A 12863-nucleotide genomic window follows, 5' to 3' on the forward strand; every position below is an offset into this window, starting at 1 on the left:
GCGAACCCGGAATCCATAACCACCGCCAGGGGATATGGAGTCCGGGTCTGCGCCCAAGGGGCGCATCCCGGAATGACGTTGCTTGTTTGGTGCCGGATGGCTCACTGGCTCACCGCGCCGCAGCGGCACGCTACGTCATCCGACAGCCGCGCGCCGGGTCATCGACCTCGGCCTGGGCGACCGACACCATCTCGTTGCGGCCGTTCCGGACCTCGCGGAGATAGATGTTCTGGATCGGGTTGTGCGCCTTGTTGAACGACAGCGGCCCGCGCGGGCTGTCGATCCTGGCCGCCGCCATCGCCTTGATCATCGCGTCGCGCGCCGCGGCGTCGCCCTTCACCGAAGTCAGGCCGATATCGAGCAGCGCCGCGGCGTCGTAGCCCTGCACCGCGTAGATGTCGCCGTCTTTGCTGGTCTTGGCCTTGAACGCCTTGAGGAAGGCGACGTTTGCGGGATTGTCCAGATTGTCCGCGTAATGCAGCGTGGTCTTGATGCCGTTGGCCGCCTCGCCCTGCGCCTCGATGGTGCCGTCAGTGAGGAAGCCCGCGCCGTAGAGCGGGATCGACTTGTTGAGACCGGCGGCCGCGTAGTCCTTGACGAACTTCACCGCGCCACCGCCGGCGAAGAAGCTGAACACAGCGTCCGGCTTGAGCTGCGCGATCCGGGTGATCAGCGCCTGGAACTCGACCTGCGGAAACGGCAGAGTGAGATCCTCGACGATCTTGCCGCCGTTCTTGGTGAAGTTCTCGGCGAAGGCGCCGACCATTTCGGCGCCGGCGGTGTATTTCCAGGTGATGGTGACGACGTTCTTGATGCCGGCATCGGCCATCACCTTGCCCATCGGGAAGGTCGTCTGCCAGTTCGAGAACGAGGTGCGGAAGATGTTCGGCGCGCAGGCCGGTCCGGTCGCATCATTGGCGCCGGCATTGGGAATGATCAGCAGCGTTCCGCTGTCGCGCGCGACCTTGACCATCGCCATCGCCACGCCGGAATGCACCGTGCCGATCACCACGTCGACTTTCTCGCGGCCGACCAGCCGGTTCATGTTGTCGGTCGCGGCCTCGGGCTTTGACTCGTCGTCGACCTGCACGAAGGTGACCTCGCGGCCGCCGAGCTTGCCGCCGAGCTGCTCGATGCGCAGCCGGAAGCCGTCATCGATGAACTGACCGAGCTTCGCAAACGTGCCGGTGTAGGGCAGCATCAACCCGACCTTGAGCGGCGCGGCCTGCGCGATCGCAGGAGTCGCGAAGCGCGGCGCCACCGCAAAAGTAGCGGCGCCCGCAGCGCCGGTCAGCAGCGCGCGGCGGGATATCGGCGGCAATCGTCGAAGCTCGGACATGGCGGTTCTTCCCCTGGCGTTTTCGTTGGTTCTTTTTATCGTGTCGGGTGTTTCTTGTCCGGACACGTCATCGACGCCTCCGGCCGGGCTGCTTGGTCCCTCACCTTGGCGGCAGCATAATTCAGGAGCCGACGGAGTCAACGAACTATAATGCAGGTTAGTAGCGGCGGCGGCGGCGAGCCCGCCGCTAGACCGGCCTTTCCCGCAAGCGGAAGATGCTGCGCCGCGCCGTTTGGCACGCCGCGCCAACGATCAAAGGCGCATGTCGCTAGTCGCGCGTTATCGGCGCCCGGCCGGCGCGAGGAGGCCTCTGCGACGATGCGACGCTAGCGCCGGATCACTCATCCTCGAATTGTCATCTGCTCCAGCTTGTTGTTGAGCATGATCTTTTCCGGAAACCGGTCCCTGTTCGGGATCATGCTCTAACTTTCGAACGCCACGCCGATCCTGTTCCGCTTGATCCAGACCAACCGACAATTGAGCACCTTGCCGAGGGTGGTCACCAGCCGAAACCGTTCGGGGATGTAGGCTGCATTCGCGACGTCGATCGCCGCACCTTCAGCGGAGATGTTGCGCACCAGGCAACTCAGGCTGGTGCCGTTGAAGGATACATGGGCCGGTTCCTCGACGTCGCTTCGCGGATGTCTTCGCTTCTCGTCCACCGAATCTTCCATCTGTTTGACGCCAGCTACGGCGGTCGCCGATCGCGGTTTCAGCGAAGGAGCAACACACAGGACAGAGAAATCCGGCGCAACCCGCCCAGCGCACGCGTTGGCCGGATCGCGCTCATGGCTGCGTCCGTTCGAACTGGCGCAGCAACTTGTTGCCGCGCTCGACCGCGGAATTCATCGCGGCCTGCGCGGGTTTCTTGCCCCTGAATGCCTGTTCGAGCTCGTCGTCGATGACGTCGCGGATAAGAACGAAGGAACCGAGCCGGAGCCCGCGGGAGTTTTCGGTGGGCGGCTTCGAGGTGATCTGCTCGATCGAGATCGCGGTGCCCGGATTGCGGTCGTAAAAGCCCTGCGCACGGGTCAGCTGATAGGCGGCCCGTGTCACCGGCAGATAGCCCGTGTTCTGGTGCCAGGCGGCCTGCACTTCGGGCCGCGACAGATAGGTGAAGAACTTGGCGACGCCGTGATAGTCCGTCGCCGGCCGGCCGCGCAGCACCCACAGCGTCGCCCCGCCGATGATCGTATTCTGCGGCGCCCCGGCAACCTCCGGCCAATACGGCAGCCTGCCGTAGCCGACCTCGAAATTGGAATTGGCGATGATATCGGCACGGGTGGCGGACGAGCCGATGAAGATGCCGCAGTCGCCCTGCTGAAAGCGCGGCTCTGCGGCGGTGGCGCGGCCGGCATAGTCGAAGACCTTGGTTTTCTGCCATTCCGCGAGCGTGGCGACGTGCCTGATCACCAGCGGATTGTTGAACACCAGCACCGCGTCCAGCCCGCCGAGGCCGTTGGCCCGGGTCGCGAGCGGAAGATTGTGATAGGCGGAGAAATTCTCGACATTGACCCAGGAGGGCCAGGAGGTGGTGAATCCGCAGGGCGCGCCCGCGTCGATCAGCCGCTTCGCCGCGGCGCCGACGTCCGGCCAAGTGCCCGGCGGCGTCTCCGGATCGAGCCCCGCCTTTTTGAACAGAGTCTTGTTGTAGTACAGAATCGGCGTCGAGGCGTTGAACGGAAACGACAGCATATTGCCGGCAAGGTCGACATAGTAGCCGGCGACCGCGGGCAGATAGTCGGACGGCGAGAACGCCTCCTTCTCGTCGCGCATCAGCTCGTAGACCGGATAGACCGCGCCCTTGGCGGCCATCATTGTTGCGGTGGCGATCTCGTTGACCTGAACGATCGCCGGCTGAGTCGACGAGCGGAACGCGAAGATCGACGCAGTGACCGTCTCGGTGTAGTTGCCTTTGTAGGTCGGCACCACACGGTAGTCGGATTGCGACGCATTGAAATCGGCTGCGAGCTTTTCGAGACGGCGGCCGAGTTCTCCGGACATCGCGTGCCACCACGCGATCTCCGTCGCGGCCCGCGCGGGCGCTGCGCCGGCGACGACTAGCAACACAAGGGCGAATATCAGCGGGATCCTGGCCATCGCCCCCGCCGCCGATCACTCCCGATAGCCATTTCCTGTGCCAGTCTGCTAGATTGGCAGGACTTCTCCGGTCCCGGTCACGGGGTACAACCTTATGGGAACGAACTTGCTGCTGTCCAGTCGAGCCGCGATGCCCGGCGCAGCCGCCGCCGTGATCGGACCGGCGCTCAGCGTCGTCTCCCCGGTCGTTCTCTTGCTGCGCAACGCAGCGATCCTCTTGCTGCGCAACACAGCGATCACGATCCGCGAAGCCGAATGAGTTGGCCCCGATGAACCCGCGCGAGGACGACAGCAGCGACGCGCAGGCGAGCCTGGCGAGCCGTTCCGGCATCGTCGGGCTGGTCCGCGCAGTCCCGATCCGCTGGCGCATCCTGTCGATCGCAGCGCTGAATTCGCTGGTTGTGCTGATCCTCGCCAGCATGATCTGGAGCGGCGCGCGGGTGCTGAGTTCGGCCTGGGACGACGTCCGCCAGGTCCGCGAATCCGACAAGATCCTGGCGGTGCTGGAGAGCGAGACCAGCCGGCTGCAGAACCTGATTCACCGCTACATCAATCAGCCGAGCCCCGACCTGTTCGCGGAAATTCTGCTGCTGCGCGAAGCGGTGCTGGGCACGCTCACAACCCGCGCCTCGACCGATCCGATCCTGTCGGGCTCGGTCGCCGAACTCGAGCGGGTGACGGAGCGTTTTCTCAACGGTTTCGGCGACCTGCGCGCACTGCAAAGCAAGATCAGGGACACTTACGAGAACCAGGTGCAGGGGCCGGCGCGCGACATCGCAGGGCTCTACTCCATAATCGAGGGCGCAACCGGGCGGCGCGACGCGCAAATCTGGCCGCCGCTCGGCCGGTCGCGCGAAGCGTTCACCGCGATGCTGGTGGCGGCGAACTCTTATTATCTGTCGCTGTCGAAGGAAGCCGCCGAGGACGCCAGGCGCAATACCGAGACGATCGAGCGCACCGTTCCGGTGATGATCGATTTCGCCGACAACGATCTGCAGAGAATGGCGCTGCAGCGGCTGAAGCAGCGTACCGCTGCGCTGCGCGATGGCCTGCAGGATCTGTCGGAACAGCTCGCCAGCCGCAGCGACCTGCTGCGCAATGCGATCGACGCCAGCCAGGCCTCGACCATCGGGGCGATCGACGCCCTCTCGGTGAAGATGCGTCAGCGCGAGCAGAAGGCGCAGGAGACGTTCGACCGGACGCTCGCCAGCATCTCGCGCAAGGTACTTTGGATCGCGGTGATCTTCATCGGCGTGATCATGGTCGCCGGCACCGTGATCGCGCTCAGTATCCGGTTGCCGCTGCAGCAGATCCTGGCGGCGATGCACGCCATCACCTCGGGCGACTACGGCCGTCGCGTCGCCGGCACCGACGCCCGCGACGAGGTCGGCGCAATGGCCCGCGCGGTGGAGGTGTTCCGCGAAAATGCGATCGACAAGCGGAAGGCCGAGGATGATTTGCGGGCCTCCAAGGAGAAGGCCGAGAGCGCGCTGCTTGAACTCAATGCCGCGCAGCAGAATCTGATCGACGCGGAGCGGCTGGCCGCGCTCGGCGGGCTGGTCGCGGGTGTTGCGCACGAGGTCAACAACCCGATCGGCATCAGCCTGACGGTGGCGTCGAGCTTCGCCCGCAAGGCGACGATGTTCGAGGCCGAGCTGAAAGGCGACAGTCCGCTACGACGGTCGCAGCTCGACGAGTTCGTCCGCTCGTCCCGCGACGCGGCCCAGCAGCTCGTCGCCAATCTGCAGCGCGCTGCGGAGCTGATCCAGTCGTTCAAGCAGGTCGCGGTCGACCGGTCCCATGCCGAGCGCCGACGATTCAATCTGCACGAGGCGACCGACCAGATCGTGGCCAGCCTCAAACCGGTGCTGAAACGGGCACCGATCGAACTCGCCATCGACGTGCCCGAGGGGCTGGTGATCGACGGCTATCCAGGCTCCTATGGCCAGATCCTGACCAACCTGTTCCTCAACGCCGCCAACCACGCCTTTCCGGGCGGCCGCGCCGGCACGATCACGATAACCGCGCGGCAGCGCGCCGATGACATCGAGATCGTCTTCGCCGACAACGGCGCCGGCATGACCCCGGACGTGCAGCGCCAGGCGTTCGACCCGTTCTTCACCACCCGCCGCAACGAGGGCGGCACCGGGCTCGGGCTGCACATTGTTTACAATCTGGTCACCCAGCAGCTCGGCGGCCGGATGATGCTGGAATCAAGGCTGGGACAAGGCACAACTTTTCGCATTATCATGCCCCGCGCCGCCACCGGCGGCTCGACCGGCGCCGACACGCGCATCGACGGAAATCTGCAATGGCCGACCAGGACGATATCCTCCAGCTGATCGAAGATAGCGAGCCGGGGCCCGAGCCGTCGAACGCGAAGCGATGGAAGATCGCCGTGATCGACGACGATCCAGCCGTTCACGAGGGGACACGGTTCGCGCTCAGCGACTACAGCCTCAACGGCCAGACCCTGGAAATCCTCTCGGCCTATTCGGGCGCCGAGGGCCGCGAATTGATGCGGGCCAACCCCGACATCGCCGCGGTGCTGCTCGACGTCATCATGGAGACCGACGCCGCAGGACTCGATCTGGTCGAGTACATCCGCAACGAGATCCACAACGAGACGGTCCGTATCATCCTGCGCACCGGCCAGCCCGGCCAGGCGCCGGAACGCCGGGTGATCGTCGACTACGACATCAACGACTACAAGGCCAAGACCGAACTCACCGCCGACAAGCTGTTCACCTCGCTGACCGCCGCGCTGCGCAGTTACCAGCAGCTCGAGCGGATGGTGCAGACACGACGCGGGCTCGAGATCATCATCGACGCCGCCTCGACGCTGTACGATTTCAAATCGATGCAGCGGCTGGCCGAAGGCGTGCTGACGCAGATCGCCTCGCTGCTCAACGTCGATTGCGCCGGCATTCTCGTGCTGCGCGACAGTGGCGACGACTTTTCGGTGCTGGCCGGTTCGGGCTGCTACAGCCGCTTCATCGGCGTGACCGGGATCAATCCGCTCGATGCCGATCTGCAATCGATGGTCGAGGAGGCGTTCCGCCGCTGCAAGCATGAGTTCGCCGATCAGCGCACCGTGCTCTATGTCCGCACCGGCAGCGGCCGCGAAGTGGTGGTTCTGCTGCAGGCGGCGCGCGAATTGTCCGACACCGACCGCTCGCTGGTCGAGATCTTCGGCAGCCGGCTGTCGATCGCGTTCGACAACGTGATCCTGTATCAGCAGCTTCACGAGGCCAACACCCAGCTCGAAGACCGGGTCGCGCAGCGTACCCGGGCGCTGACCCAGGCCAATCGCAGGCTGTCGACGCAATGGATGCGGCTGCAGCGCGCCAACGCCTTCAAGAACGAGATCCTCGGCACCGTCGCGCACGACCTGAAGAATCCGCTCGGCGTCATCCTCGGCCGCACCGAAATGCTGACCGAATTGATCAGCGCCGCCTCCTCGAAGGAGAACGTCATCGCCCAGGTCGATCACATTCGCGAGGCGACGCGGCGGCTGACCTCGATGGTCGACCATCTGATCTCGGACGCGATGGCCGACGCCTTCGACATCTCGATCCGGCGTGAGGCGGTCGACCTCGCCGCGCTGGTCGCCGAGGTCGCCGAGGCCAATCGTCCGATGGCGCAGAACAAGCAGCAGATGATCTCGGTGTCGATCCCCGCGGCCCGGATCACGATGTGCGACTCCGACCGGGTGCGAGAGGCGATCGACAATCTGGTCAGCAACGCCATCAAATACAGCCCGATCGGCGGCAGGATCGCGCTGCAGGTCGACGGCGACGACGACAACACCATCATCCGCGTCACCGACGAGGGCGCCGGGCTGTCGCCGGAAGATCTCAGCCGGTTGTTCGGACGCTTCCAGCGCCTGTCCGCCAAGCCGACCGCCGGCGAAAGCTCGACCGGCCTCGGCCTGTCGATCGTCAAGAAGATCATCGACATGCATGGCGGCCTTGTCAGCGCCCGGAGCGAGGGCCCCGGCCAGGGCTCGACCTTCATCATTTCCCTGCCCGCAACACCCGCCGCATCATGAGCCAGAACCCACATATCATCGTTGTCGACGACGAGGCGCCGGCCCGCGAGATGGTCGGCGATTATTTGCGGATGCACGGCTTCGCCGTGACCCTGTGCGACGGCGGCAAGAGCCTGCGCGCAGAGATCGAGAGCAAGGTCCCCGACCTCGTGGTGCTCGACCTCAACATGCCCGAAGAAGACGGCCTGTCGATCATCCGCGACCTCAAGGCCAAAACCAACGTGCCGGTGATCATGCTGACCGCGACCGCGAGCCCGATCGACCGCGTCGTCGGTCTCGAACTCGGCGCGGACGACTACGTCGCCAAACCCTGCGAGCTGCGCGAGTTGATGGCGCGAATCCGGTCGGTGCTGCGCCGCTCGGCGCCGAGGCCGACCGCCGCTCCCGCGCCGGCCGCCACGTCGACAAAGCCCCCCAACGAACAGCTGGTGCGGTTCGGCACCAAATGGCTCGATCTCGAAGCCCAGGCGCTGCGCGACGACGACGGCAACGAGCACCCGCTGACGGCGTCGGAATTCGGCCTGCTGAAAGTGTTCGCGGCCAATCCCAAGCGGGTGCTGTCGCGCGAGCGGCTGCTGGAGCTCGCCAACGCCCGCGACGCCGAGGCGTTCGATCGCGCCGTGGACCTGCGGATCATGCGGATTCGGCGCAAGATCGAGCCCGATCCGACCAAACCGGCGGTGATCCGGACCATTCGCGGCGGCGGCTATTTGTTCTCTCCGGCCTCAGACCGACCCTGATCGCTGTCGCGGGCCGTCCCGGGACAAGTCATCCTGCTCTCGGACTCGTCATCCGTCGAGGCCGCCGCTGCGCCGCGGCAGCTCGGCATGACGGTCGCGTTGTGGCGGCGAATGGCAGCATCCCAGTTTTGAAATCACAACTGTTTTTGTCCGAATGTTTCGTCGGCGGCGCCGCGACGAAACAATTCTTGCCTTCACGAAACCATTTTCGAGCGATCGCGCAGACGTCTTGAAATGCTGGCTGACTAGTAAAGCTCCCAAGACGTCGCGGGGGAGCGCGGCGGATAATGGGAGCCAGTCATGCAGAACGTCATTGCCCTTAACGACGCGGGCCGCCAGGGCATCCTCGCCGCACGGGCCACAACAGATGAAATGCTGTTGGCCAGCATTGCCGCCGGAGACCGGACCGCGATGCACACGCTGTATTCGCGGCACAACGTTCGGGTCTATCGCTTCATCCTGCGGATGCTGCGGGACGCCGCGACGGCGGAAGATCTGGTCAGCCAGGTGTTCCTCGACGTCTGGCGCACGGCGCGTCAGTTCGAGGGCCGCGCCCAGGTCTCGACATGGCTGCTGTCGATCGCGCGCTTCAAGGCGCTGACCGCGCTGCGCCAGCGCCAGCACGAGAACATCGACCAGGACGACGTGCTCGAAATTCCCGACGGCGCGGATTCGCCCGAAGCGGCGCTCGAGCGCAGCCGGACCAGCGACATCCTGCGCGCCTGCATCGCCAAGCTGTCACCGGCGCATCGCGAGATCATCAACCTGGTCTACTACCATGAGAAGTCGGTAGAGGAAGTCGGCCGCATCGTCGGGATTCCGCAGAGCACGGTGAAGACCCGGATGTTCTACGCACGCAAGCAGCTCGCGGCGCTGCTGAAGAGCCACGGCGTCGAAACCATGGCCGCCTGACGCGGGATGCACGGCGCCGAGCCGCGCCGGCGTTTCCGCGAGCCCGCGAAAGCGGCTTGTTTAGAGAGGATCTTTTGTGACGGAATTCCCGCTCGCGGGCCGCAATGGTATCTTCGGCCCTCCGCAGCGGCGACCGGTAACGAAACAATTGAAACAATCCACGACATTGGCCGGAAAGATATCGCTGCTAGATTGATCTTATCGGCGCCGGACAACGACCGACGCGAATTTTCTCCAAGCCTTCGCACCATCGCAGGCCTCCAGCGACCCGGACGGTATGCCCCACCGTCCGGGTTTTGCTGTTTTGCGCGCGGCGATAAAGATCGGCCCCCTGCGCAGGCCATCAGGCTCACCAGAACACCGCCACTGGGACAAAATGGCCAAGCGCTTCGCGGTCTTGTCATCGACTAACAGCTAGGCATCATCCTGTCGCGGCGATAGGATCAATTCGGATAGCCTTGCGTTGTCCGTTCATCACGGTCGCGGGGGTCAATCACATGTTCGAATCGCTGGATCCGGTTGTTCTGGCGCGCGTGCAATTCGCCTTCACGGTTTCGTTTCACATCATCTTCCCCGCGTTCTCGATCGGGCTGGCCAGCTACCTCGCGGTGCTGGAGGCGCTGTGGCTGTGGACCGGACGCGAGGTCTTCATCAACCTGTTCAATTACTGGCTGAAGATCTTCGCCATCGCCTTCGGCATGGGCGTCGTGTCCGGCATCGTAATGTCGTACCAATTCGGCACCAACTGGGCGGTATTCTCCGACAAGACCGGACCGGTGCTCGGGCCGCTGATGGCCTATGAGGTGCTCACCGCATTCTTCCTCGAGGCGGGCTTTCTCGGCGTGATGCTGTTCGGCCTGAAGCGGGTCGGGCCCCGGTTGCATTTCGTCGCGACGCTGATGGTGGCGATCGGAACGCTGATGTCGGCGTTCTGGATCCTGTCGGCCAATTCCTGGATGCAGACACCGGCCGGCCACGCCGTGAATGCGGAAGGGCAGTTCATTCCAGTCGACTGGTGGGCGCTGATCTTCAACCCGTCGTTTCCCTATCGCCTCGTCCATATGGTGCTTGCGGCCTACCTCACCACATCGCTGGTGATCGGCGCGGTCGGCGCCTATCATTTGCTGAAAAACCCGCAGCAGTCGGGCGCACGGATGATGTTCTCAATGGCGATGTGGTTGCTGACGATCGTCGCACCGATCCAGATTTTCGCCGGCGACGTCCATGGCCTGAACACGCTGGAGCACCAGCCGGCCAAGGTGATGGCGATGGAAGGGCACTTTCAGAGCCATCCCGACGGCGCGCCATTCATTCTGTTCGGCCTGCCGGACCAGGACGCCGCGGTGGTGCGCTATGCGCTGGAAATCCCGAAATTGTCGTCGCTGATCCTGAAGCACTCGCTCGACGCGCCGCTCGCCGGCCTCGACAGCGTGCCCCGCGAAAACTGGCCGCCGGTGCCGATCACCTTCTGGTCGTTCCGGATCATGGTCGGGCTCGGCCTGCTGATGGCGGCGCTGGGGCTCCTCAGCCTGTGGACGCGCTGGCGCGGGCGGCTCTACGATTCGCGGCCGACGCACTTGTTCGCGCTGATGATGGGCCCCGCGGGCTTCATCGCGGTGCTGGCCGGCTGGGTCACCACCGAAACCGGGCGACAGCCCTTCACCGTGTTCGGATTGCTGCGCACCACCGACTCGGTCTCGCCGCTCGCCGCGCCCGCGGTGGCGTCGTCGCTGATCGCCTTCATCATCGTGTATTTCGCCGTGTTCATCGCAGGCGTGGTCTATATCCTGCGACTGATGGCGCATCCGCCGCATCACGGCGAGCAAGGTCCGCCCGGCGAAACGCCCGCGCGCGCCGCCGGCATCACGCCGGCCCCGGCGATCGCCACCCGCAGGTTCAGCTGATCATGGAATACGATCTCGCAACGATCTGGGCCTTCATCATCGCATTCGCGGTGTTCGTCTATGTGGTGATGGACGGCTTCGACCTCGGCCTCGGCATCCTGTTTCCGCTGTTTCCGGCGAAGCGCGACCGTGACGTCATCATGAACAGCGTCGCCCCGGTGTGGGACGGCAACGAAACCTGGCTGGTGCTCGGCGGCGGCGGATTGTTCGCGGCGTTCCCGCTCGCCTATGCGGTGCTGATGCCGGCGCTTTACACGCCGATCATCGCGATGCTGCTCGGGCTGGTGTTTCGCGGCGTCGCCTTCGAATTCCGCTGGCGGACGCTGCGCGAGCGCAACCGCTGGGACATCGCCTTTTTCGGCGGCTCGTTGATCGCCACCCTGGCGCAGGGCGTCGCGCTCGGCGCGCTGCTGCAGGGCGTGCAGGTCGAGGGCCGTGCCTATGCGGGCGGCTGGTGGGACTGGCTGACCCCGTTCAGCGTGCTCACCGGCGTCGCGCTGGTGGTCGGCTACGCGCTGCTCGGCGCCACCTGGCTGGTGATGAAGACCACCGGCGAACTGCGCGACGAGGCCTATCGCCTGAGCCGCTGGCTGCTGATCGCGATGCTGATCGCGATCGTGGCCGTCAGCGCGGCGACGCCGTTCCTCAGCTACGACTATTCGCAGCGCTGGTTCGCCTGGCCGCACGTGCTCGCCACCGCGCCGGTGCCGATCGCCGTCGCCGGCGTCACCTTCCTGCTGCTGCGGGCGCTAACGCAGCGGCGGGACTATCAGCCGTTCCTGCTGACGCTGTGCCTGTTCGCATTGTCCTATGCGGGCCTCGGGATCAGCATGTGGCCCTATGTCGTGCCGCGCAGCATCAGCATCTGGCAAGCCGCCGCCCCCGAGAGCAGTCAGCTGTTCATGCTGGTCGGCGTCGCGATCCTGGTGCCGATCATCCTGATTTACACCGCGTGGGCCTATTGGGTGTTTCGCGGCAAGGTCGACCCCGAGAGCGGCTACCATTGATGCCCAATTCTGAACCTTCCAGCCCGCTGTCGCGGCGGTTGTTGTGGTTCGTGGCGCTCTGGCTGGTCGGCGTCGGCGCGGTCACGCTGCTGTCGCTGGTGCTGCGGTTGTGGATCGCGCCGGGCTGACATGGTACACAGCCCGACGCAGTATGGCTCGGGAGGCTATCGATGTTCGGGATTCCAGGTCTGTTCGGTCGGCTCGCCTTCGCCGCGGCATTGCTGGTCGCCGCCGTACCGAGCCATGCCCAGCAGCACGACCCCGGCGACGAGCCCGGGCTGATCGCCAATGACGACTACGAACTGCCGCCGGAATTGCGCAAACAGATGGTGTTCTTCCGCAGCAACGAGCCGCCGGGCACGATCGTGGTGCAGACCTCCGAGCGCTACCTCTACCTTGTCCAGGGCAATAATCGAGCACTGCGTTACGGTATCGGAGTTGGCCGCGAAGGCTTCCAATGGCAGGGCCTGTTGAAGATCGCCAGGAAGGCGGAATGGCCGGATTGGGTGCCGCCGCCGGAGATGATCCAGCGCCAGCCTTATTTGCCGCGCTTCATGGCCGGCGGACCGGGCAATCCGCTCGGCGCGCGCGCGATGTATCTCGGCTCCACAGTGTATCGCATCCACGGCACCAACCGCCCGGATACGATCGGCACCGCGATCTCGTCGGGCTGTTTCCGGCTGGTCAACGCCGATGTCGCCGACCTCTACGACCGCGTGCCGGTCGGCACCAAGGTGGTGGTGCGGCAGCGCCCCGAGCTGTGAGCGCAGCCCGCCGATCTGTTTCTTTCCCGATCTGCTTCTTCATTGT

Annotated in this window: 12 protein-coding genes; 9 read left to right on the plus strand and 3 right to left on the minus strand. The window is 64.9% G+C overall.

What is annotated here, in order from left to right:
- Positions 1 to 130 precede the first annotated feature (130 nt).
- From BMY71_RS01650 to ugpB, 3 genes are all read right to left on the minus strand, one after another.
- On the minus strand, positions 131 to 1339 hold the full coding sequence (locus tag BMY71_RS01650; RefSeq protein ID WP_092681273.1) for an ABC transporter substrate-binding protein: 1209 nt from the start codon (positions 1337 to 1339) through the stop codon (positions 131 to 133).
- Positions 1340 to 1761: 422 nt separating this feature from the next.
- The gene (locus tag BMY71_RS01655) at positions 1762 to 2001 is read right to left on the minus strand and encodes a PilZ domain-containing protein (RefSeq protein WP_244525953.1); all 240 of its coding nucleotides are present in this window, start codon (positions 1999 to 2001) and stop codon (positions 1762 to 1764) included.
- 124 nt (positions 2002 to 2125) lie between these two features.
- Complete coding sequence (ugpB, locus tag BMY71_RS01660; protein WP_092681277.1) at positions 2126 to 3439, minus strand: sn-glycerol-3-phosphate ABC transporter substrate-binding protein UgpB; 1314 nt, start codon at positions 3437 to 3439, stop codon at positions 2126 to 2128.
- 106 nt (positions 3440 to 3545) lie between these two features.
- Here ugpB and BMY71_RS24755 point away from each other — a divergent pair, with 106 nt between their 5' ends.
- The 9 genes from BMY71_RS24755 to BMY71_RS01700 all read left to right on the plus strand — a co-directional run bounded on the left by BMY71_RS24755 (position 3546) and on the right by BMY71_RS01700 (position 12817).
- The gene (locus BMY71_RS24755) at positions 3546 to 3698 is read left to right on the plus strand and encodes a hypothetical protein (protein ID WP_175557585.1); all 153 of its coding nucleotides are present in this window, start codon (positions 3546 to 3548) and stop codon (positions 3696 to 3698) included.
- Between the two features lie 10 nt (positions 3699 to 3708).
- Positions 3709 to 5781 (plus strand): sensor histidine kinase, encoded by a 2073-nt coding sequence (locus BMY71_RS01665; RefSeq protein WP_011504751.1) that lies wholly within the window; start codon positions 3709 to 3711, stop codon positions 5779 to 5781.
- Positions 5751 to 7490 (plus strand): ATP-binding response regulator, encoded by a 1740-nt coding sequence (locus BMY71_RS01670; protein ID WP_092681279.1) that lies wholly within the window; start codon positions 5751 to 5753, stop codon positions 7488 to 7490. Before BMY71_RS01665 ends, BMY71_RS01670 begins: the two co-directional genes overlap by 31 nt.
- Positions 7487 to 8230, plus strand: coding sequence for a response regulator (locus BMY71_RS01675; RefSeq protein WP_092681281.1), 744 nt, complete (start codon positions 7487 to 7489; stop codon positions 8228 to 8230). Before BMY71_RS01670 ends, BMY71_RS01675 begins: the two co-directional genes overlap by 4 nt.
- A 300-nt stretch (positions 8231 to 8530) precedes the next feature.
- Positions 8531 to 9142, plus strand: a complete 612-nt coding sequence (locus BMY71_RS01680) for a sigma-70 family RNA polymerase sigma factor (protein ID WP_011504754.1) — start codon at positions 8531 to 8533, stop codon at positions 9140 to 9142.
- 497 nt (positions 9143 to 9639) lie between these two features.
- Positions 9640 to 11046, plus strand: a complete 1407-nt coding sequence (locus tag BMY71_RS01685) for a cytochrome ubiquinol oxidase subunit I (RefSeq protein ID WP_092681702.1) — start codon at positions 9640 to 9642, stop codon at positions 11044 to 11046.
- Between the two features lie 2 nt (positions 11047 to 11048).
- Complete coding sequence (cydB, locus tag BMY71_RS01690; protein WP_011504756.1) at positions 11049 to 12053, plus strand: cytochrome d ubiquinol oxidase subunit II; 1005 nt, start codon at positions 11049 to 11051, stop codon at positions 12051 to 12053.
- Complete coding sequence (locus BMY71_RS01695; RefSeq protein WP_092681283.1) at positions 12053 to 12181, plus strand: DUF2474 domain-containing protein; 129 nt, start codon at positions 12053 to 12055, stop codon at positions 12179 to 12181. Before cydB ends, BMY71_RS01695 begins: the two co-directional genes overlap by 1 nt.
- A gap of 42 nt (positions 12182 to 12223) precedes the next feature.
- Complete coding sequence (locus tag BMY71_RS01700; protein WP_011504758.1) at positions 12224 to 12817, plus strand: L,D-transpeptidase; 594 nt, start codon at positions 12224 to 12226, stop codon at positions 12815 to 12817.
- Positions 12818 to 12863 lie beyond the last annotated feature (46 nt).

The organism is Rhodopseudomonas pseudopalustris (genome assembly GCF_900110435.1).
GTDB classification, from domain to species: domain Bacteria; phylum Pseudomonadota; class Alphaproteobacteria; order Rhizobiales; family Xanthobacteraceae; genus Rhodopseudomonas; species Rhodopseudomonas pseudopalustris.